Below are 22318 nucleotides of genomic sequence, written 5' to 3' on the forward strand. Positions count from 1 at the left end.
TTTTTAGAAAAGAAAAGCCCGCGTGGATTAGTCCACGCGGGCTTTTTGTTTCGTAGGGTTTATTACTCGTCGCGCTTGAACGAGATGAAGGCAAAACCGATCAGCGATATAACCGCGGCAACAGACATGTAATAGCCGACATAGTTGAAGCTATAATGCGTTGCGAGCCAGGTTGCGATATAGGGTGCAACCGAAGCACCGAGGATACCCGCCAGATTGAAGGTCAATGAAGCGCCAGTGTAGCGCACGGAAGTTGGGAACGGCTCGGCCAGAGCGGCACCAATTGGACCGTAGGTCAGGCCCATCAAGCCGAAGCCAATGATGAGGAATGCGAGAACACCAGCCGTGCCAGCCATGAACAACGGCGCCATGATGAAGCCGTAGAGACCGATCAGGACTGTGACGAAGATCAGACTGGGCGCATGCCAAAGCGGTCGGACAGCAACGCTGCAACCGGAATCATGAGCCCGAAGAAGATTACGCCGGCCATTTGCAGGATAAGAAATTCCTCGCGGCTGTAACCAAGTGCGCGTGTGCCCCATCCCAGCGAGAAGACCGTCATCAGATAGAACAGGACGAAGGTCGCAACCGCACCGATGGTGCCGAGAAACAGGCTCGCCTTGTGTTTTTTGAACAGCGTGGCGACTGGTACTTCGACGCGTTCAGCCTTGTCGATTGCCTTCTGGAATTCTGGCGTTTCAGCGATTTTCAGTCGGATGAAGAGGCCGACACCGACCAGAAGGGCGCTGGCGATGAATGGAATGCGCCAGCCGAAAGCAAAAAACTGTTCTTCAGTGAGAGCTTCAGCCAGAACGAGGAAGATGCCTGTTGCCAGAATGAAGCCAACTGGTGCGCCGAGCTGCGGGAACATGCCGTACCATGTGCGCTTGCCTTCCGGTGCATTTTCTGTTGCAAGCAGCACTGCGCCGCCCCATTCACCACCAAGGCCAAGTCCCTGACCCAGACGGCAGAGAGCCAGCAGGAGAGCTGCCCATACGCCGATGGAGTCGTATGTTGGTAGGAAACCGATGGCGACCGTGGAAATGCCCATGGTCATGAGTGCGGCCACCAGCGTCGCCTTGCGCCCGACCTTGTCTCCAAAGTGACCGAACAGGGCGCCACCGATAGGACGGGCAAAGAAGGCAATCGCAAAGGTTGCCAGAGACTGGAGAAGCGCGGAGTTGCCGTCGCTCGCAGGGAAGAACAAATGCGGGAACACGATCACCGCAGCGGTTGCATAAATATAGAAGTCAAAGAATTCGATCGTTGTGCCGATCATGCTCGCGGCCAGAACGCGGCGCGCGGAATTTTTCTGCGGGGAAACCGCTACAGCGACAGTCATTTTTTCAGATCCAATATTTGCGGGCCGTCTAAATTAGGGGGAGGGGCCCGAGATATGGTTTCTTTAAAACCGCAGAGTATGGAATCGCAAGCAGAAAACGGCTTTTGAGCAACTTTATGATTTCGGATGGGCTGATTTAGAAAGAAAAGCGAAAGTGGATAAAATTCCCGTCATCACTCGGCCTGGTCTTTCAATTGCCGCGTCGTACGACTAGATTTCCCATGTCGTCTGTTTGGAAACAAAGATGTATCGAGCAAAGTACGATATCGGTATGAGGAATACAGCACGAGGCCATGCGGTCTTGCGTTTGCCTTCCCGTATGCTTGTGACATTGCTCTCGTTCCTGTTTCTCGTTTCCGTGCAGCTTTGTTATGCGATGGCGCATGACACGCCATCTGTGCAGACGGGTTCCGAATGTCATGTGAGTATGCCGCATCATATGGACGGCTTGTCGATGTCTATGTCGGTGGACAAGGGCAAGACTGCACCAATGGATCACGGTGCCAAAACACTAAATGTTTGTGTCATGATGACATGTGGATGTGTTGTTCAGTTGGCGACGGACTTGCGCGCCTCTGATTCCACACAGGATTTCGGCTTGCCGCCGCTTGTTGCGGCGCTGAATGGCAATTCTCCGAACAGAGATCTGCGCCCTCCGATAACGCATCAGGCTTGATCTGGAAATCGCCGTCAAAGATTTGGCGGCTATTATGATTATTGTCTGGAGACTTACCATGTCTGGAATTACACGCCGCCGCCTGCTGACCCTTGGGGCAGGGGCTGCCTTTATTACAGCAATTCGCCCCTTTGACAGCCGGGCACAAGATGCACATCAGCATATGGGGCACGGCGCATCTGCCCAGTCAACCGCTCGAGCCGGTCGTCCTTTGCCCTTACCGGCTCTGCTCGAACCCGATGCATCAGGTGTTGTTAAACTGAAAGTACAGAAGGGGCGACACAGTTTTGAAGAAGGAAGCGAAGCGGTATCTGCTGGCATCAATGGTGCTTACCTTGGCCCACTCGTCCGCTTGAAGAACGGGGAAACGGTTACCCTTTCCGTCAAAAATGACATGGATGAAGAAACCACGCTTCATTGGCATGGGCTGTTTGTTCCGTCCGTCCTCGACGGTGGACCGCATAATCTGATAGCAGCGGGCGGGGAGTGGAAGCCGAAAGTCACAGTTAATCAGGCAGCTTCGTTCAACTGGTTTCATCCGCATCTGCATGGAAACACTGCTCGCCAGGCGCATATGGGCATCGCGGGTTTGATGGTGGTAACTGATGGCAAGGATGCTGAACGCGGGCTGCCGGAAGATTACGGCGTGGATGATATTCCATTGGTGCTTCAGGATCGCCGAGTGATTGAGGGTGATAAGGTCTATCAACCCGATATCATGGATTTGATGCATGGCTTCCGAGGCGACAAGCTTATCGTCAATGGTGTCGTTTCACCGGAAGCGCGTGTTCCCGCGTCCATCGTGCGTCTGCGTATTTTGAACGGTGCCAATGCGCGAAACTTCCATATTCGTCTGGGTGATGATCGGCCTTTGCTTGTCATAGCATCAGATGGCGGCTTCATTGGAAAGCCAGAACAGGTCGAAAGGCTGACCATCAGCCCCGGTGAACGTTATGAGGTTCTGGTTGATTTCTCCAACGGCGAGGCGGCTGACCTGGTGACCTATGGCGATGACAGCGGCGGTGATGATCTGCAATTGATGCGGTTTGTCGTAGACGCTGCGTTGCAAGGGAAAATCGCGACCCTTCCAGATCGTCTCGATGGTCCTGATGCGCCTGATGAAAAACTTTCTGTAAAACGCCGTTCGTTCTTCTTCGACGAGCGGATGGCAGAGAATATGAAACTGATGATGGTTAAGCCATCAGCCGACCCTCATGCAGGGCATAATATGGGCAATATGGATATGAGCTCAATGTCCGGCGCGATGGATCATGATATGCACGGCGCCAGGAGTTCCGCCGATGCGGGGCCTGCGCTTGAAGCTCTGACCTCGGGTGTGGAAATGGCAATCGCGGGTAAACCGTTCGACATGGATCGCATTGATGTTGAGGCCAAACTTGGTTCTTGGGAGATTTGGGATCTTACAACGAAGGAGATGCCACACCCATTCCATATCCACGGAGCGTCATTCCGTATTCTTTCCCTTAACGGCAAGGCTCCGCCAGCGCACCAGTCGGGATGGAAGGATACTGCTTTGATCGATGGCAAGGCCGAAATACTTGTCCATTTCGACCGTGAGGGGGCGAAGAGTCACCCGTTCATGTTCCATTGCCATGTGCTGGAACATGAAGATGTGGGCATGATGGCTCAATTCGTGACGGTATAGTCTGTGGCGGGCCGCGTGGCAGCCGTTTGTCATGCGGTCCGCCCTTCGAACATTTATTTTCGAACAATTTCTGACGGTATGCGTTGTCCTCTCATCACGAATTATCGCGATCAGGAGGAAATGATGCAGCCGCTATTGATTGCTTCAGCAATGATGCTTCTGACAGTTCCAGCCGTTGCGGCGGATGTGAGTGTCAAACTCTACGAAGCTCTGCCGACGGGGCAGGGGAAAGAAATCGGCACCGTCAAGATCTCGCAGACTGCTGACGGATTGCAATTCAAACCCGATTTGCATGGTCTTCCTGCCGGTGAGCATGGCTTTCATGTTCACGAGAAAGGAAGCTGCGCACCGGCTGAGCAGGATGGAAAAACTGTTCCGGCGCAAGCTGCCGGTGGGCATTACGACCCCTCACATTCCAAGCATCATATGGGGCCGGAAGGCGAGGGGCACCTTGGTGATCTGCCTCTGCTCAAGACAGACGCCGCTGGCAATGTGACGCAAAGCGTCACGGCTCCGCGTCTGAAATCACTGGATGAAATCAAAGGTAGAGCTTTGATGGTTCACATGGGGGGCGACAATTACTCCGATGAGCCTAAGCCCCTTGGCGGCGGTGGAGCACGGTTTGCCTGCGGTGTGATCGAGTAGTCCGGAGCGAAGACCTATCCCCAATTCTCAATGCGGATTTTGGAACCATCGGAGAAGCGCGATATATGAAATGCCGAAGGATCGACAACCGGCGTTTCTCCCGTGACCATATCGGCTACAAGCTTACCCGCTCCTGGACCGATCCCGAAGCCGTGTCCTGAAAAACCCGTTGCCACGATCAATCCTTCAACGCCCGGAAGGGGTGAAATAACCGGAATGACATCCGGCATCGTATCGATGAGACCTGCCCACTCCTGCGCTATTGTGGCTGATGCGAAAGAAGGGATTGCCTGCTTCAGTTTCGCAAGCACCTGAGCATTGGCTGCCTTGTGTGGAGCAGGGTCGAGTGTACGGATTTTCTCGAAGATAGAGACCTGATCTGCAGGTCGAAGCTTCCACTGGAATGCTTCTTCGAAAAAGCGCTCGCCAAATCGGAACCGCAACGAGCGCCATTCGCTCGAAAGCGACGGTATGAAATCGCGAAAAAACCGGAAACTGTCGGGTACAATATCGGCGATGGACCCACCAAGGCTCGCGACCGTATAACCGCCATCCAGCCTTTTGCGTAGGGCAAAGTCTGAAAATGCAATCGCAGGTTCCACACCTGCATCGAGAGCCGCTGTACGGAAGACGGAAGAACGAACTTTCAACTGCGGCAAGTGGGCATTGAATTCAGAAACAATAAGTCTGGACCATGCTCCTCCCGCAACCACTACCGCCTCACAGCGCAGGCGGCCCTTTTCAGTCAGAACAGCAGTGACACGGCCATTGGTTGTTTCGATACCGCGCACCGCGCAATTTTGTAGAATGACGGCACCGTTTTCTTGGGCTTTTGCAGCGAAAGCCGGAACGGCCTTTTGCGGTTCTGCGCGACCGTCGAGCGGCGTAATCATACCGCCTGCGAGATTCCGATTGACGTTTGGTACAAGTGCAGCAGCTTGTTTGGAGTTGAGAAGTTCGGTTTCTATACCGTGTTCGCGGGCAATCTGGATCCAGTCGGTGTAAAGAGCCATTTGCTCTTCTTTTTCAGCAGTGTAGGCGATTCCGGTAACACGGAAACCTGTTTCGCGCCCAGTACGCTCGTTTATGCTGTCCCATAGTCGCATGCTCTCGACTATGAGCGGCATTTCGCGGCTGTCACGGCCCGTGCGTCGGCACCAACCCCAGTTGCGGCTGGACTGCTCGCCTGCGATCTCGCCTTTTTCAAGGAGGGTGACGGGGATGCCTCGCTCGGCCAGAAAGAGAGCCGTGGAAACACCGATGACGCCGCCACCGATGATGGCGATTTTGGTTTCCTGCGGCAAGCTTTCGGCTGTCGCCACCTTATCCGTGACCGGCCCCATTTCGGTGTTCTCCTGCAATGCGATTGGATGATTTGGGCATGTGGAAGCAGTGCGAACATGGCGCGCTTTTCGTTCGCGATCAACCAGATAAGCCGCTCTAAAAATACTTAGTTACGATATTCCTGAGATATTCTATCCTGTTTTAGTAGCTTTCTGGAGAATGTGCCTCTATATCCGCCTGAACTGCAATCTGGACACGCGATCTTGCCTATGGACGCACGCAACCCGTACGATGAAAGACAGGTTTCCGGTCATTCCGGTCCGGCATTGGCGTTATCCGGTATTAGCCGCCAATTTGGAGCAGCGCTTGCGCTTGACGACGTTTCCCTTGATGTCCAAGCGGGCGAGATCATTTGTCTGGTTGGCCATTCTGGCTGTGGCAAGACTTCTCTATTGCGCATCATTGCTGGCATTGATGCTCCAGATCGTGGAACACTTGCGATGGGTGGCAGAACATTTGTCGGCCCGTCGGTCTTCATCGAGCCGGAAAAGCGGAACGTAGGTGTGGTCTTTCAGGATTACGCCCTGTTTCCGCACCTGACGGTCAAGGAAAATATCCTGTTCGGTTTGCGGAAAATGCCCAGAGGCGAAGCGCGTGCGCGGGCAAAGGAGCTTCTGGAACTGGTGTCGCTGTCGCATATGGCGGATCGCTATCCGCACATGCTGTCTGGCGGCGAGCAACAACGTGTCGCTCTTGTCCGTGCCCTTGCTCCGAAACCACATCTGTTGCTGATGGACGAGCCTTTTTCAAATCTTGATAGAGGTCTGCGTGCCAGAGTTCGTCGCGAAACTGTCGCCTTATTGAGGGAACTCGGTACAACGGCGATTATTGTAACCCACGAGGCTGAAGAAGCATTGTCGACTGGGGATCGAGTGGTGCTGATGCGCTCTGGAACAATCGTTCAAAGTGGCCCCGCATGTGAACTCCATGACCGGCCTTTGAACCGTTATGCGGCAGATTTTTTCTGTGACTTCAATATGATACCGGGGAAAGTTGAAGGTGATAAACTAGCCACTCCCTTTGGGATGCTTGCCACGACCAAAAAGCTTGAGCCAAATGCTGAAGTGTTTGTCTATCTGCGTCCACGCGATTTTACGATCCTGACCCAAGGTGAGGCCGGCGAAGCTTCATTGCGTGGTCATATTGAATCGCGCACTTTTCTCGGTGAAATCGAAGAACTGGTCGTACAGGTGACAGGCGCAGCTCTGCGTCTGCGGGTGCGTACGGAGCTGCGGCTTCCTGCAACAGCTACCGATATTGTTCTGTGCCCACACTGGGACAAGGCGCTTATCTTCCCCAAGTGATCGAAAATATACGGCATCAGAGTTGTATGGGTAATTGACCGTCAGCGAGCCCCACCGTATAACTTGATTACTTCGCTCATAATTCAAAATGAAACCGGTCCATCTGGAGGTAGAATGTCCAAGTTTGCGCGTTATGGTCTCGCTCTCGCCGCAGCAACGTTTTTCGTAGGAGCCGCCCACGCAGATGAAGTGAACATTTACACGACACGCGAGCCGGGCCTTATTCAGCCCTTGCTCGATGCTTTCAAATCGTCCACGGGAATCACGGTAAATACGGTATTTCTGAAGGATGGCTTGGCGGAGCGCGTGGCCTCAGAGGGGGCGAATTCACCCGCCGACATTCTTATGACGGTGGATGCTGGTAATCTGGTTGACCTCGTTGACAAGGGCCTTACCCAGCCTGTCGATTCAAAGGTGCTGAAAGAGGCCGTCCCGGAACAGCTTCGCGATGCAAAGGATAATTGGTTCGCGCTTTCCATGCGCGCTCGTGTTGTCTATGCGGCCAAGGACCTTGCGATTGACAAGATCACTTACGAAGACCTCTCCGATCCGAAATGGAAGGGTAAAGTCTGTATTCGTGCAGGTCAGCATCCTTACAATACTGCTCTATTCGCGGACTATATCGCGCATTATGGTGCGGAAAAGACCGAAGAATGGCTGAAGGGTCTCAAGGACAATCTTGCGCGCAAAGCCGCTGGCGGAGATCGTGACGGAGCTAAGGATATCGTTGGCGGTATTTGCGATATTGCGGTCGCGAATTCCTATTATGTCGGCCTGATGCGTTCGGGTAAGGGCGGCGACGAGCAGAAGGCATGGGGCGAAGGCATCAAGGTCTTGCTGCCTACCTTCAAGGATGGCGGAACTCAGGTGAACATCAGTGGGGCGGCCATTGCCAAGAATGCGCCGAACAAGGAAGCAGCAGTCAAGTTGCTTGAATATCTGGTGTCTGATGAGGCTCAGCAGATCTATGCCAAGGCCAATTTTGAATATCCGGTCAGGCCGGGCGCGCCGCTCGATCCAATCGTGGAGTCGTTCGGTGAGCTGAAGATCGACAGCGTTCCGTTGTCTGAAATTGTCAGCCATCGCAAGCAGGCTAGCGAATTGGTCGACAAAGTTGGTTTTGATAACTAAAAGCCGAATGAACTAAGCAGTCTAACGCCGGTACAAATCATGTGCCGGCGTTGTATTATAGAGAGACCAATGGAAGTCTTTGCCGCCATGCGGAAACGAGTTTTGCAACCTGCAATGGCAGGGCGCAACTGGCTGTGGCTCTCGGCATTGGTCGCAATTCTGGTTGTGCTGCCGGTTTTCGCCCTTGCCATTGAAGCTATTCAGGGCTCGGCAGGGCTTTGGGGGCATCTGCTAACCACCAATCTGCCAACGGCTTTTCTCGAAACGGTTGTTCTGCTCGTAGGTGTCGGCACTATCGCCGCTGTTATTGGAACATCGACGGCATGGCTGGTGACGGCTTATGATTTTCGCGGGCGAGGTATACTCGAATGGGCGCTTTTGCTGCCGCTGGCTGTCCCGACCTACATAGTTGCCTATGCCTATCTCGATATCCTGCATCCTATCGGTCCGGTACAAGGCGCGGTACGCTTCATGCTGGGGTACGAAAGCCCGCGTCAGTTTCGATTGCCTGATATCCGTTCGATGACCGGGTGCATCATTCTTCTGGGCTTCGTTCTGTACCCCTATGTCTATATTCCTACACGGGCCATGTTTCTCACCCAATCCGCAAGTCTTATTGAGGCGGCAAGAACTCTGGGAGTCAGCCGCAAGGGTATTTTCTGGCGGGTCGCATTGCCACTTGCCCGCCCTGCTGTGGCGGTAGGTGTCAGTCTGGCCTTAATGGAAACGTTGAATGACGTGGGGGCCGCTGAATTTTTGGGCGTTCGCACGCTGACCGTTTCGATTTATACCACCTGGATAACGCGCTCGGATTTGCCGGGGGCTGCCCAATTGGCACTTGCGCTTCTGTTTCTGGTTGTTGCCCTCGTCTCAATTGAGCGTTGGGCGCGCCGTAAGCAGCGGTTTGCTTCGAATATTCGCCATTCGCGTGGGTTCGAGCCATTAAAAGTGAGAAGAGGCCACGCTGTCTGGCTGTTCAGCCTGTGCTCGCTACCGGTGATTATTGGATTTGTCTTGCCTGCGACTTATCTCGTTGTGGAAGCCGTAAAACGCATTCGCTTTGCCGGTGTATCTCCACGATTGGTTGGTGAAGCTTTCAATACAGTCGCCTTGGCCTCAATCGCGACGGCTCTGGTGCTGATATGCGGAATGTCTGTAGCATATGCCGTTCGGCTTTTCCCGGGTCCCATTTCACGCTGGTCTTATCGTCTATCGACGATGGGATACGCCGCGCCGGGTACCGTAATCGCCATTGGCATTCTGGTGGTCGCGGGTGGCTTTGATAGCCTCTTCAACCAGTTCACATCGCATTTCTTCGGGTATTCTGCCGGATTGGTGCTGATCGGAACGGGCGCAGCGGTCATTTATGCCTATGTCGTCCGTTTCCTCGCTATTTCCGCCGGTGGTATTGATTCAGGGCTGGAGCGAATTCCTTTGTCTCTCGATCATGCGTCACGCACATTGGGACGCGGTGTAACACAGACATTCTATGCAGTTCATTTGCCATTATCCAGAACAGCCATCGTGGCGGCGGGCCTGCTCGTATTCGTTGACTGCGTGAAAGAGCTACCCGCAACACTTTTGCTGCGCCCGCTCAACGTCGAAACCTTTGCAACACATCTTTATGGTGAAGCCGCACGCGGCACTTATGAAGAGGCATCCATAGCAGCACTTGCCATTGTGGTCGTCGGAATTTTGCCCGTGATATTACTTGCCCGTGTCGGGAAGCGTGTTGGCAGGCGTACTTGACCGATTTTTCTGGTATCGGCAGACGTGAACCCCGTATTCCATAATTCAGAGATACTTAAATAGTTATTGGTATTCTTAGATCGGGAACAAAGCACAATCTGGATGATACTTGCGGTTGCATTGACGTTGGAACTGCTTTCCGGAACGATGCAGGGGGCGACATGTTTAAAGTCCTGGAATGCGTGACAATACAGCACGATCAGCCCTTTGTGGTTCTCGCTGCATCCATTTCATTTGCAAGCATGTTTGCATTTTTCCTGTTGCTTGCCCGCGCGCGGGAGTGCACGGAAAGCCGCCGCGACAACTGGTTGGCGATAAGCGCTTTTGCAGGTGGGCTGGGCGTTTGGGCAACCCATTTTGTCGCCATGCTTGCCTATAGCGGCACCGTTGCAATCGAGTTTGATTTCACAATCACAGTTCTTTCCGCAGCTATAGCGGTTCTTGGCTTTTGGTTGAGTTTGCGCCTTCTCAAGGGGCCAACGTTCAAATTCAGCTTGATCGCCGCCGTTTCGGCGACGTTGTCAATTGCAGCGATGCATTTCACGGGTATGAGCGCAATCAAAGCGGCAGCCGATGTCCACTATGATCTCCCGCCAATCGTCGTGGGTAGCATCGTGTCAATTCTACTTCTGCTCGCGGCTTTCTGGCTGGTGACGAATGCTTCCGGCTGGATGCGTATTCTGCTTCCTACTGTCGGAGGTATACTGGCAGTCTGTACGCTCCATTTCACAGCAGTCGCGTCTACTGAACTGGTTCCGAACCCGAGCCTTCCCGCAGCCGATCCTCTTGGTATCGGACGTCTCTGGCTGATCGGTGCCATTGCCGCTGTGGTTTGTATCGTAGCCTTGACGACGATTATTGCCGTATTTGTAGACCGTTATATGACGGATCTAAAGGGATTTGCGAACGCCACATTGGACGGACTGGCTGTTATCCGTGACGGCGGAATCGTTGAAATGAATGCTCGGTTTTCCGAACTTATGCGGAGAAGCGAAAGGGCGCTTGTTGGTGTCGCGCCGGATACTCTGTTGTTGGCGGCTGACGGGCTCCCGGTCTGTGCGTCTCGTTTGGAAGCGATTGAGGCGGCACCCCGGTTTCCAAATGATGAGCGTATCTTTGAACTTGCAGTTCACACGATTGAGTATCAAGGGCGTCCTTGTGAGGTGTTGGCCGTCCGTGACCTTACCGAAAAACGCACAGCCCAGCGTCAAATCGAACATATGGCGCGGCATGATGCACTCACCGATTTGCCCAATCGCATGTTCTTCGAGGAGCGTCTTGCGAATGCGGTAGCGCGCCGCAATCGTGAACCGTTTGCTGTGCTGGCGCTTGATCTGGACCGCTTCAAAGCCGTGAACGATATTTTCGGCCATGCCGAAGGCGACCGCGTATTGAAAACGGTCTCCAACATTCTGAAACGTTCTATCAACGGTATAGATACGGCTGCGCGTATCGGCGGTGACGAGTTTATTATTCTGCAAGTGGGGGTGCCGCAGCCGAAGGGTGCGCGGAAACTATCCGAGAAGATTCTGGACACCTTCAGGTCGGAACTGAACACTGTGCTCGATCCGACCGCCGTTGGCGTCAGTATTGGCGTCGCCGTATACCCGAATGACGGCAAGGACTCAGAATCGATCCGACACGCTGCTGATATTGCGCTTTACCGGGCAAAGACGGAAGGGCGGGGTACGGTTGCATTCTACTCACCTGAAATGGACCGTGAAATAAGCGAGCGTCGCCAGATGGAGGCGGATTTGCGCCATGCGATGGTGCGCGGTCAGATTGGTATTGCCTACCAACCCTTGTTTGCGACCGCCGATGGAAGTTGCACCGGTTATGAGGCGCTGGTTCGCTGGAACCATCCTGAACGTGGACAGATACCACCGGAAGTCTTCATTCCAATCGCCGAAGAGACAGGAGCAATTGTAGCTTTGGGCGAGTGGGTTCTGCGTGAAGCTTGCCGCACGGCTGCAGGGTGGGAGAAAAATCTGACTATTGCTGTAAACCTCTCACCCGTGCAGTTCCGCTTGGTTAATCTCCCGGATACGGTTAGTTCGGTTCTTGCAGAAACCGGCCTTGACCCGACGAGGTTGGAGCTGGAAGTAACAGAATCCGCCTTGATGAAGGATCGGCTCACCACACTTGAACTGTTGCGCCGTATGAAGAAACTGGGCGTCCGCATAGTGATGGATGATTTCGGTACCGGCTATTCATCGCTCAGCAATCTTCAAAGCTTTCCGTTCGACAAGATCAAAATCGACCGCAGCTTCATCACCAGTATGGAAACCGATGTCAGTGCAAGAGCCATTGTGCGAGCCATTGTTGGGCTAGGCCGAAGCCTCGATCTGCCTGTGGTGGCCGAGGGTATTGAAACCTTTGACCAGCATCGCATGGTGATCGAAGAGGGCTGCGAACAGGTGCAGGGTTTCCTTTTCGGACGACCGGCCAATGCGCCAGCGTCGGTAGACCGGTCTTCCCGGCTTCCCAGCAAAAAGGGTGGCGGGCAAGTAAAAGCCACCTAATCAACTGCAAGCTTGTGAATAACTGTAGGGTCTCGGTGTTTCCGGACCCTCTTTGCTGTGCCGAATTGTTACAAAGCTGTTATCTGATGCGATTGTGAATGAAATATTGCAGCGATATTTCCTGAGGGTGGAACCGCAATTTTCTCAATCAGTGTAAGGGGTTGCACCGCATCGGGTACGGCGGAACACCGCAAATAACCTAGCGTTTTCAACACGATATTTCGCGTGATCGCAATAATAAGTGAATTTATCTGATGGAGCTTTCCATGCTTGTAACACGTTGCGGCCACAAAGCGAAAGCTGAATAGGACGAACAGTAACAGTACTTGGGATCGTAAAGACAAATCCTCTAATGGATTCCCTCGATACGCATCTTGGTTAAGTGGATGATGGAAACGATGCTTACTTCGCAACAATGGCTTCCGGTCGAGTTGCTCAATATCGGTCTGGCCGCTGCCCTTTTCTTTGCCTGCCTTGTTCACTCGCTGTGGAAGGCCGTCTTTGATGAGCTCAACCCGGTATTCTGGCGCCGTACCGCGGCTCTGCTCTGGGCGGGTATCTTTATTGTCGCACTGAGTGGTGGGATCGAAAGCTTCAACTGGCCGCAGGCTATTGGCTGGCTTCTCGTTCTTGGCGGCGTGGTTGCGACTGTCACGCGTACCGGTATGAGCTATTATCGCCAATATTGCGCCCATACATCACGCGGTGTCCATTCGGGCCGCACCCGATTGTCGGGACGGTGATCGTCATGTTTGCAAAGACTGTAGAAATGCCTTTGCGACTTCACCGCCCTCATAGTTTGCGCTCGTTTTTTATCCGCGCCTTTGCTGCTGTACGATCCCGTAAATATTCGTAGAGCGAGCACCTGATCGGCAGTAGCCAAGAATGGGGCCTTCGGCTTCATCCAGCGCTGCCGCCATTGCATCCACATCTTCCTGCGTCAACTGCCCGCCAACGACGGGAATGTAATAGGTTGCAAGTCCGGCTTTCTCTGCCACACGTGCAATCTCGTTGAACTCGGGCTGCTCAGGGCCACCTTCGCCATCGGGCCGATTGCAGATGATCGTGCGAAATCCCTCCGAAGCAATATCGCGTACATCGTCGGGTTCGATCTGGCCCGAAACGGAATAATTGTCGTCTACTTGGCGAATGTCCATCTTTTCCTCGCTTGCCGTCCAAATTGCGACGGCTTGTCCGGTGGCAACTTACATTAAAGTTGTTTTCATGCCACATGAAACTGTCGGGAGAACGGATGCGATGACAGGGAGCGATTAAGATGACGATTCACAAGGTGAGCCGGAGTGCTGCGCGTCTCGCCCTTCGCGTGTCCAGCTTCCATGAGGGTACCCGCATTGTACCGGAAGAAGTGCCGGTCGCAGTAAGCTATAACGGCTCAACGCAAGCCGTGATGATGGCTACTCCTGACAATCTTGAGGACTTCGCGATAGGTTTCACTCTCACAGAGAATATCGTCGATCACGTTTCGGAGATAGAAGCGGTTGAGGTGGTAGCCTTCGAGAAAGGTATTGACGTTCAGATCCGATTGTCCGAACGCCCCGAGCAGAGACTTGCTGCGCGACGCAGATTTATGGCCGGTCCAGTTGGATGTGGTCTCTGTGGCATCGATTCCATCGAACACGCTCTGCGGCCGCTTGGGGCGCTCAGTGGGAACGGTCAAAAATTCGCCTCTCACGATATTTCGATTGCCGTCTCGTCGCTTGCGGAAGGGCAACAGCTGAATGCCCAAACCCACGCTGTTCATGCTGCAGGTTTCTATGTTCCAGGCGAGGGCCTCATAGCTGTGCGTGAGGACGTTGGACGTCACAATGCGTTGGATAAACTCGTCGGTGCTGTCTCGCGTATCGGTTCCTCGCCGGAAAGCGGGATCGTTGCGATCACCAGCCGTGTATCGGTCGAAATGGTCCAGAAGGCAGTCATGTTTGGAGCGCCTGTTCTGGCGGCGATCTCTGCTCCGACGGCACTTGCTATTCGGACAGCTCTGGAATCGAATCTGACACTTGTTGCGTTGGTACGAGGTGATGAATTCGACGTTTATGCTCACGGAGAACGCATCGTCGGAGAATGACCGGCCTCTATAATAAGGCCGGTCTGAACATCCTTATGCGTGGGCCGCTATCCGGCTGCGTTCGCTAACGACTTGCAATGCCGCATTGGCTGCTTCCACGCCTTTCACCTTGAAGTGAGCATGGAAGAAGTCATGATGCTCCTTGCTTTCATGGAAATGATGCGGCGTCAGGACGACGCTGAGCACCGGAACTTCAGTCTCAAGGCCGACCTGCATCATGCCGTTGATAACGGCAGTTGCCACGAAATCATGTCGATAAATACCGCCATCCACCACGAAAGCTGCGCCGACGATAGCCGCATACTGACCAGTCTTGGCGAGTGTTTTGGCATGAAGGGGGATTTCGTAGGCACCCGGGACGTCGAAGATTTCGACTTCCACGTTGGTGCCAGCCTTTGCGGATAGTTCCGCAACAAAGCTCTTGCGGGCTTCGTCGACAATATCGGCGTGCCAGCGGGCTTGTATGAATGCAATCTTGAAAGAAGTCTTGTTCGGATAGCTCTGGTTCATAGGTTCCTCACGAAACTAGAATCAGGGCGCACAAAAGAACGCATAGACGATGCCTGAGGGCACAATCTTGACGCTCAATCGCTCTCTTCCATCCGGACTTTAACCGTCGGCTCCGGCATTTCACCGGATCTGCTGACCCTGAACCAAAACCGAATCGGCATCTGTTCAGGCGCTCGCGGGCTCGAAACTTTCGCTTCATACCGCCGGTCGGGAGTTTCACCCCGCCCCGAGAACAAGCCCGCACACCATTGTGCGAGCGGCGCGAAATTATGCCGTCGTCGCAAGCTTGTCCAGTGAAATAAGGGAAATTAACGGTTGCCGATTTTTCGGGTTGGGGAGGGATATTAAGAGTACAGCTTGATAGGGATTAAGATGCAAGACACTGTCCTTGAGGCAGTAAGTCTTTAATTCGCAAGAATTTTTCCTCGCGGAAATTCAATCGTTGGTTTCAATCGATTAAGGTTCTCTGATTTTATCTGTTGAGGGATATTGACACCCTGACGGGGTTTGGGCCTATCCTGTGATAACATCGTGTCTTGCGAATATTTCGCATTTATAAAAGACAACGTTGTCAATTGTGTTGAAGCGGCGTAAGAGTGGGATGGAGGATTTCAGGAAAAACGTCGTGACGAATAGCCGGGCACAAGTGAAGGCGGAAGCTTTCGCATCGTATTGCGGCAGTGACTAGGAGGGGTCGGCTGTGTGGAGCAGCCGGTTCTGGGTCTGTGCCGAGAAGGTGCAGATGGGAATGACGAGACGGATTGCCGTACAGAAGCAATGGCTTGTCCGGGTATCCGATAGTTCTGGTTTCGTTTGTTTCTACGGGAGGTAGACATGCAAAAACTTTTGAAGCTCGCTGCGATGGGTACGGCCGCTTGTGCCTTGCTCGCCGGAATGGCCCCTGTTGCCAACGCGCAGGACAAGCAGAATGTTGAAGTTCTGCACTGGTGGACCGCTGGCGGTGAAGCTGCTGCGCTCGACGTTCTCAAGAAGGATCTTGAAAAGAAGGGCATTAGCTGGACCGACATGCCGGTCGCTGGCGGCGGCGGTACCGAAGCAATGACAGTGCTGCGCGCGCGCGTAACGGCAGGCAATGCGCCCACGGCGGTGCAGATGCTCGGCTTCGACATTCGCGACTGGGCGGAGCAGGGTGCCCTTGGTAACCTTGATGAGGTCGCTACTAAGGAAGGCTGGGAAAAGGTTATTCCAGCTCCTTTGCAGGAGTTTGCCAAATATGACGGCCATTGGATCGCTGCTCCGGTCAACGTTCACTCCACCAACTGGATGTGGATCAACAAGGCAGCACTCGACAAGGCTGGCGGCAAGGAGCCTGCCAACTGGGACGAACTGATCGCGTTGCTCGATAAATTCAAGGAGCAGGGCATCACGCCGATCGCTCATGGTGGACAGCCGTGGCAGGACGCGACCATTTTTGATGCGGTCGTGCTGTCTTACGGCACCGACTTTTATAAGAAAGCTTTCATCGACCTCGATCCCGAAACTCTCGGTAGCGATACAATGAAGCAGGCTTTCGACCGTATGACGAAGTTGCGGTCCTATGTTGATGACAACTTCTCCGGCCGTGACTGGAACCTCGCTTCCGCTATGGTCATTGAAGGCAAGGCTGGTCTTCAGTTCATGGGCGATTGGGCAAAGGGCGAATTCATCAAGGCCGGCAAGAAGCCGGGCGAAGATTTTGTCTGCATGCGCTATCCGGGTACGCAGGGCGCTATCACTTTCAATTCCGATATGTTCGCTATGTTCAAGGTCTCGGAAGATAAGGTTCCGGCGCAGCTTGAAATGGCATCCGCGATTGAAAGCCCGACATTCCAGTCGGCCTTCAATGTGGTGAAGGGGTCTGCTCCGGCTCGCACCGACGTACCGGACACTGACTTCGATGCTTGCGGCAAGAAGGCTATCGCCGACGAAAAGGAAGCGAGTGAAAAGGGCACAATGCTGGGCTCCATGGCTCATGGTTATGCCAATCCGGCTGCAGTCAAGAACGCGATCTACGACGTTGTAACACGCCAGTTTAACGGACAGCTTTCTTCGGAAGATGCTGTCAAGGAACTCGTGTCGGCTGTCGAAGCTGCCAAGTAACAGCATATGGGCGTCCGGGATATTCTTTCCGGACGCTTTTCATTCCAGGCGCTCTGAATATGGGCGCGCATTTGAAAGTGCTGGCAGCCACGGCCAGAAATCAAAACAACAATTGCATGATTTAGGCCTGCATGTTTCCATCGGAAACTGCAGCAGGCCGAACTTATTAAGTACATTCGGTTGCGTGTAATAGAATACCACCGGATTGCCGATCAAACCGATGTCCGGACCCTTGCCAGATAATTGGCGTGGTTTCCGGCGGCGTGAACAGGGTGACGCAAATATGCAGCGTAACAGCCGATTACAGGAACTGGTGCCAAAGCTGGTTCTGGGACCGAGCTTTCTTATAGTGCTCGTGTTTGTCTATGGTTTCATCATCTATACAGGTGTTCTTTCGCTAACCAATAGTCGAATGTTACCATCCTATGGTTTAGTCGGTCTCACGAACTACACCAAACTTTGGGCTTTGCCACATTGGTGGCGTGCGATCACCAATCTGGCAATCTTTGCATCGCTCTACATCATTATCTGTTCGGTTATCGGGCTGTTTCTCGCGATCCTTCTTGACCAGAAGATTCGTGGTGAAGGCATTCTGCGCCCGATCTATCTCTATCCAATGGCGCTGTCTTTCATTGTTACCGGAACGGCGTGGAAGTGGTTTCTCGATCCAGGCATTGGTCTCGAAAACACAATGCATTTATGGGGTTGGGAGAGTTTCTCCTTCAATTGGATCAAGAGCAATACGATGGCAATTTACTGTCTGGTGATTGCAGCCGTTTGGCAATCTTCCGGATTTGTGATGGCCATGTTCCTTGCAGGATTGCGCGGCGTGGATAATGAAATCATCAAGGCTGCCCAGATTGATGGAGCATCCACGGGGACCATCTATCGCCGCATCATTATTCCGTTGATGCGTCCGGTGTTCCTGTCCGCTTTCGTGGTTCTCGCTCATCTGGCGATCAAGGCATACGATCTGGTTATTGCGCTGACCGGCGGTGGGCCGGGTCAGGCTACGGAATTGCCTGCGACGTTCATGTATTCCTACACGTTTACACGCAACCAGATGGGCATCGGTGCATCATCTGCAATCATCATGCTGGCAATGATCTTCTCGATCATTATCCCTTATCTTTACTCTGAAATTCGCGGAGGGTCGCGATCATGAGCGCCCAGTCGCAAGACAATGCCATCAACAGTGGAAAGCTGACGCGCGCGCTGATCTACACTGTGCTGCTGCTCTTCGCATTCTATTATCTGCTGCCGCTTTATGTGATGCTGGTCAACTCCTTCAAACCGCTTGAAGAAATCCGCCAGGGCGGCATGTTGAACCTGCCGCAGCAATGGACCATCGAACCATGGCTATCTGCCTGGTCGACGGCGCAGATCGGGGTGCAGCCTACCGGGCTGAAACCGTTCTTTATCAACTCGATCCTCATGGTCGTTCCTGCCGTTGCAATCTCGACCATTGTTGGCGCGTTGAACGGCTATGTTCTGACCAAATGGCAATTCCGTGGGTCGAACATCTTTTTCGGCCTGCTGCTTCTGTCGTGCTTCATTCCGTTCCAGATTGTGCTCATTCCGATGGCGCGCGTTCTTGGTTTTCTGGGGATCGCTGGCACGATCTGGGGGTTGATCCTCGTGCATGTGGTTTACGGCATCGGATTCACGACGCTCTATTTCCGCAATTATTATGAAGCCTTTCCGACAGAACTGGTTCGGGCTGCACAGATCGACGGAGCAAGCTTCTTCCAGATATTCTGGCGTATTTTGCTGCCATCCTCAGGGCCGATCATCGTCGTGTCCGTGATTTGGCAGTTCACCAATATCTGGAATGACTTTCTGTTCGGAGCTTCCTTCTCGGGTGCGAATTCAACACCGATGACGGTTGCGCTCAACAATCTGGTTTCCTCTTCCACCGGCGTCAAAGAGTACAATGTCCATTTCGCAGGAGCCATTCTGGCGGCTCTGCCGACGCTGATCGTTTACATCGTGTCCGGTCGCTATTTCGTTCGTGGCCTGATGTCCGGTGCCGTTAAGGGATAAGTTGCAAATGTCTTTTCTTAAAATAACGGATCTCTACAAATCCTACGGCAATGTTTCTGTTTTGAAGGATATCAACATCGAGATCGACGAGGGGGGCTTTCTCGTCCTCGTCGGCCCGTCTGGGTGCGGCAAGTCTACACTGCTGAACACTATCGCCGGACTCGAGCCGATCACGTCTGGCGACATTGCGATTAATGGAAAGTCGGTTTCCGGCCTGCACCCATCCCAGCGCGATATTGCAATGGTCTTTCAGTCCTATGCGCTTTATCCGAACATGACCGTCGCCGGGAATATCGCTTTCGGCATGGAAATTCGTAAGGTCCCAAAGGCAGAACGTGACAAGGCTATTCAGGAAGTTGCCGATATTCTGCAGATCGGCCATCTGCTGGACCGCAAGCCTAGCCAGCTTTCCGGCGGCCAACGTCAACGAGTGGCCATGGGGCGTGCGCTGGTGCGCAATCCTCAGGTTTTCCTGTTTGACGAACCGCTCTCCAATCTCGATGCCAAACTGCGCGTCGATATGCGCACCGAGATTAAACGGCTGCATAGCCGGATGAAAACCACGATCGTTTATGTGACGCACGACCAGATCGAGGCAATGACGCTGGCAACCAAGATCGCCGTTCTAAAAGACGGTGTTTTGCAACAATTCGGAACGCCAGCCGAGATTTACAACAATCCGGCCAACATGTTTGTCGCTGATTTCATGGGATCACCAGCAATGAATCTGCTGACTGTCCGGGTCGAAAAGAACGGGTCGGGTTATGCAATTCACCTTGGGCGCGGTGACGGTGAACCGCTGAAGCTTCCATTGAAGGCGGCGCCCCAAGGACTCAGCGCGTATGAAGGCAAAGATATTGTCTTCGGTATTCGTCCAGAGGCACTCACCGATCCGGATGGAGCAGATCGCAATGCCGACGCAATCGTGGAAGGGGATTGCCTGATCGATGTTGTCGAGCCAGCAGGATCGGATACGTTTGCCGTCACGCGTCTGGGTGGCAAACATGTCGTGGCACGTTTGCGTGCGGATGCCCGCATTACGGCAGGACAGTCAGCCCGGCTTGCATTCAACCTGGACAAGTCGGTTTTCTTCGACCCTAGCAGTCAGGGACGAATCCTCTGACCGTGAGGCTGCTTAAAACGAAAAGAGCGCTTCCATTTTATTGGAAACGCTCTTTTTCATGTCTGCCTGGAGGGCAAAAAACTTTGTTTAGGGGCGCACTTTAACGCAAGAAATCCAGCCCCAGAAGGCCGACTGCTAGCGCAGTGTTGAGTGAAATGATCATCATCCCGTAGATGATGGCGGTTCTTGTAATATCGTTCATTTCCTACCTCCTTGAACCGGAGCGGCCCCCCACCCGGTTCGAAGCTTCGTGAAACTGTAACGAAATGTAACAAGCTGTTACTGGAAGCGCAACCCCGTTTTACGCAAATGTGAACGACTGAAATTTGGCGTGAGAAATGCGCTATTTTGTGCCGACAGGGAAGTCGTTAAGTCAAAAACTGGCATAAATGACTGATTTTATCGCATATTCACTGCAATGTGACGCCGTTCCGACTAGCAATAATTTGTCCGGCGCTACATAGGATTTATCGGCTCTTTCATATCCGTGTTTCGGAATATTACCGTGAATCGCATCATTCCCCTCGTATTGGCTATCGCCCTGTTCATGGAGCAGATGGATTCGAATGTCATCTCGACGTCGCTTCCCGCTATCGCTGCCGACATCGGCACAAGCCCCATTGCACTTAAACTGGCGCTGACGGCCTACCTTGTAGCGCTCGCGGTTTTTATTCCGGTGAGCGGCTGGATGGCGGATCGCTTCGGTGCCAAAAATGTCTTTCGGGCGGCGATAGCGGTATTCGTGGTCGGCTCGGTTGCCTGCGCCGCTTCGAATTCATTGACCGCTTTTGTTATTGCACGGTTTTTGCAAGGTATGGGGGGCGCGATGATGACGCCGGTTGGTCGTCTCGTGCTCATTCGTTCAACTCCGCGCAGCGAACTCGTCTCAGCTATGGCTTGGCTGACAATCCCCGCGATGGTCGGCCCCCTGGTCGGCCCACCCGTTGGTGGCTTCATCACCACCTTTTTGACTTGGCACTGGATTTTCTTGATTAACGTGCCGATTGGTTTCGTCGGCATTTGGTTCGCGACACGGTTTCTGCCCGACACAGAAGAGCGTATTGTAAAGCGCCTTGACTGGACGGGGTTCTTTCTTTCAGGGATGGCGATGTCGGGCGTTGTGTTTGGACTGTCGGTCGTCAGCCTGCCAGCCTTACCGCCTGCGGTTGGCTTTACAACTCTTGCAATCGGCATTGTCTGTACTGTTCTCTATTTTCGGCATGCGAAGAGAGTTGATGATCCTCTGCTGAATCTTAAGCTTTTCGATAATCAGGTATTTCGTTCTGCCGTTATCGGTGGCAGCATCTTTCGGTTTGGGATTGGCGCGATCCCGTTCCTGCTGCCCTTGATGTTCCAGCTTGGTTTCGGTCTGACGCCGTTTCAGTCTGGTATGATGACTTTCGTTTCGGCGATTGGCGCTATCAGCATGAAATTCGGAGCAAAGCGTATTTTTGTCCGTGTTGGTTTCCGGCGCGCTTTGATGGCGGGCTCTCTCATTTCGGCCTGTTTCATTGCCGTCAATGGCTTCTTCACGCCAACGACCCCTTACTGGATCATCATCGGCTTTTTGCTGGTGGGAGGTTTTGCGCGCTCATTGTTCTTCACGGGTGTCAATGCGCTGGCTTTTGCCGAAATACCAGATGAAAAGACAAGTCAGGCGACGCCGATCACGGCAGTGGCGCAGCAGGTTTCTATTGCCATCGGTGTGGCACTCGCAGGCGGTATCCTGGAAATCAGTACGTCGCTACGTGGAGCCCATCTTGAACTGGTGGACTTCCACATCGGCTTCTTTGTGGTTGCTGCTGTTTCTGCAATGGCTTTTCTGTGGTTTGCGCGACTTGCACCGGATGCAGGCAAGGAACTTGCCGCTCCGACTGTCGTGAAACATCACAGCAAGGAGTGCGCAGCTGTTGAAGCTGCGAGCACCTCTGCCGGAAAATAAGCCCTAGCTGTTTGGTCCCAGCATGTGATGGTGCGGTTTGACGATAAAGGCTTCTGGCTTTGATTTCCAGAGTTCCTGAATTGCTTCATAGGGTGTTTTGAACTTCAAGGCTTTGAGTTGTTTGGCAAAGTTGTA

17 protein-coding genes, 2 pseudogenes and 1 riboswitch are annotated in these 22318 nt (G+C 53.3%); of the genes and pseudogenes, 14 read left to right on the forward strand and 5 right to left on the reverse strand.

Annotation, left to right across the window (positions count from 1 at the left end):
- Window positions 1-62: 62 nt before the first annotated feature.
- Window positions 63-1342, reverse strand: a pseudogene (locus F9K91_RS15915) (MFS transporter).
- A gap of 244 nt (window positions 1343-1586) precedes the next feature.
- Here F9K91_RS15915 and F9K91_RS15920 point away from each other — a divergent pair.
- The 3 genes from F9K91_RS15920 to sodC all read left to right on the forward strand — a co-directional run bounded on the left by F9K91_RS15920 (window position 1587) and on the right by sodC (window position 4329).
- Complete coding sequence (locus F9K91_RS15920; RefSeq protein ID WP_151651191.1) at window positions 1587-2018, forward strand: hypothetical protein; 432 nt, start codon at window positions 1587-1589, stop codon at window positions 2016-2018.
- A 58-nt stretch (window positions 2019-2076) separates the two neighbouring features.
- Entirely contained in the window at window positions 2077-3684 is a 1608-nt protein-coding gene (gene cueO / locus F9K91_RS15925) for a multicopper oxidase CueO (RefSeq protein WP_151678182.1), read from the forward strand.
- Window positions 3685-3807: 123 nt separating this feature from the next.
- Window positions 3808-4329: a superoxide dismutase family protein gene (gene sodC, locus F9K91_RS15930; protein WP_061347040.1), complete on the forward strand. Its 522-nt coding sequence runs from the start codon at window positions 3808-3810 to the stop codon at window positions 4327-4329.
- Between the two features lie 14 nt (window positions 4330-4343).
- On the opposite strand, the gene F9K91_RS15935 is transcribed toward sodC, so the two are convergent.
- Window positions 4344-5672: an NAD(P)/FAD-dependent oxidoreductase gene (locus tag F9K91_RS15935; protein ID WP_151678183.1), complete on the reverse strand. Its 1329-nt coding sequence runs from the start codon at window positions 5670-5672 to the stop codon at window positions 4344-4346.
- 210 nt (window positions 5673-5882) lie between these two features.
- Between F9K91_RS15935 and F9K91_RS15940 the strand changes: the two genes are divergently transcribed.
- The 5 genes from F9K91_RS15940 (at window position 5883) to F9K91_RS15960 (ending at window position 13122) form a co-directional block, all read left to right on the forward strand.
- Window positions 5883-6977: an ABC transporter ATP-binding protein gene (locus F9K91_RS15940; RefSeq protein ID WP_151678184.1), complete on the forward strand. Its 1095-nt coding sequence runs from the start codon at window positions 5883-5885 to the stop codon at window positions 6975-6977.
- Window positions 6978-7091: 114 nt separating this feature from the next.
- A complete protein-coding gene (locus F9K91_RS15945) occupies window positions 7092-8108 on the forward strand; it encodes a Fe(3+) ABC transporter substrate-binding protein (RefSeq protein ID WP_151554513.1) in 1017 nt (338 codons plus the stop codon).
- A gap of 69 nt (window positions 8109-8177) precedes the next feature.
- Window positions 8178-9857 carry an ABC transporter permease gene (locus F9K91_RS15950; RefSeq protein ID WP_151678185.1) on the forward strand — a complete coding sequence of 560 codons (1680 nt, stop codon included), beginning with the start codon at window positions 8178-8180 and terminating at the stop codon, window positions 9855-9857.
- A 161-nt stretch (window positions 9858-10018) separates the two neighbouring features.
- Window positions 10019-12379, forward strand: a complete 2361-nt coding sequence (locus F9K91_RS15955; protein ID WP_151554515.1) for a bifunctional diguanylate cyclase/phosphodiesterase — start codon at window positions 10019-10021, stop codon at window positions 12377-12379.
- Window positions 12380-12777: 398 nt separating this feature from the next.
- Window positions 12778-13122, forward strand: coding sequence for a hypothetical protein (locus tag F9K91_RS15960; RefSeq protein ID WP_010659008.1), 345 nt, complete (start codon window positions 12778-12780; stop codon window positions 13120-13122).
- Between the two features lie 69 nt (window positions 13123-13191).
- Here F9K91_RS15960 and F9K91_RS15965 read toward each other — a convergent pair whose 3' ends face one another.
- Window positions 13192-13536, reverse strand: coding sequence for a protein tyrosine phosphatase family protein (locus F9K91_RS15965; RefSeq protein ID WP_061347046.1), 345 nt, complete (start codon window positions 13534-13536; stop codon window positions 13192-13194).
- Window positions 13537-13655: 119 nt separating this feature from the next.
- On the opposite strand from F9K91_RS15965, the gene fdhD reads away from it, so the two are divergent.
- Window positions 13656-14465 carry a formate dehydrogenase accessory sulfurtransferase FdhD gene (gene fdhD / locus F9K91_RS15970; protein ID WP_151554516.1) on the forward strand — a complete coding sequence of 270 codons (810 nt, stop codon included), beginning with the start codon at window positions 13656-13658 and terminating at the stop codon, window positions 14463-14465.
- A 33-nt stretch (window positions 14466-14498) separates the two neighbouring features.
- On the opposite strand, the gene F9K91_RS15975 is transcribed toward fdhD, so the two are convergent.
- Window positions 14499-14975 (reverse strand): 6,7-dimethyl-8-ribityllumazine synthase, encoded by a 477-nt coding sequence (locus tag F9K91_RS15975; RefSeq protein WP_151678186.1) that lies wholly within the window; start codon window positions 14973-14975, stop codon window positions 14499-14501.
- A gap of 76 nt (window positions 14976-15051) precedes the next feature.
- Window positions 15052-15213, reverse strand: a riboswitch (FMN riboswitch).
- A 596-nt stretch (window positions 15214-15809) separates the two neighbouring features.
- Between F9K91_RS15975 and F9K91_RS15980 the strand changes: the two genes are divergently transcribed.
- The 5 genes from F9K91_RS15980 to F9K91_RS16000 all read left to right on the forward strand — a co-directional run bounded on the left by F9K91_RS15980 (window position 15810) and on the right by F9K91_RS16000 (window position 22183).
- The gene (locus F9K91_RS15980) at window positions 15810-17075 is read left to right on the forward strand and encodes an ABC transporter substrate-binding protein (RefSeq protein WP_061347049.1); all 1266 of its coding nucleotides are present in this window, start codon (window positions 15810-15812) and stop codon (window positions 17073-17075) included.
- A 283-nt stretch (window positions 17076-17358) separates the two neighbouring features.
- Window positions 17359-18240, forward strand: coding sequence for a carbohydrate ABC transporter permease (locus tag F9K91_RS15985; protein ID WP_151678187.1), 882 nt, complete (start codon window positions 17359-17361; stop codon window positions 18238-18240).
- Window positions 18237-19118: a carbohydrate ABC transporter permease gene (locus F9K91_RS15990; RefSeq protein WP_151554519.1), complete on the forward strand. Its 882-nt coding sequence runs from the start codon at window positions 18237-18239 to the stop codon at window positions 19116-19118. The genes F9K91_RS15985 and F9K91_RS15990 overlap by 4 nt, the downstream gene beginning before the upstream one ends.
- 7 nt (window positions 19119-19125) lie before the next feature.
- A complete protein-coding gene (locus F9K91_RS15995; RefSeq protein ID WP_151651104.1) occupies window positions 19126-20241 on the forward strand; it encodes an ABC transporter ATP-binding protein in 1116 nt (371 codons plus the stop codon).
- A 505-nt stretch (window positions 20242-20746) separates the two neighbouring features.
- On the forward strand, window positions 20747-22183 hold the full coding sequence (locus tag F9K91_RS16000) for a DHA2 family efflux MFS transporter permease subunit (RefSeq protein WP_151678188.1): 1437 nt from the start codon (window positions 20747-20749) through the stop codon (window positions 22181-22183).
- Window positions 22184-22186: 3 nt separating this feature from the next.
- On the opposite strand, the pseudogene F9K91_RS16005 reads toward F9K91_RS16000, so the two are convergent.
- Window positions 22187-22318, reverse strand: a pseudogene (locus F9K91_RS16005) (IS481 family transposase); the annotation flags it as partial.

It is taken from the genome of Brucella tritici, from assembly GCF_008932295.1.
GTDB classification, from domain to species: Bacteria; Pseudomonadota; Alphaproteobacteria; order Rhizobiales; family Rhizobiaceae; genus Brucella; species Brucella tritici.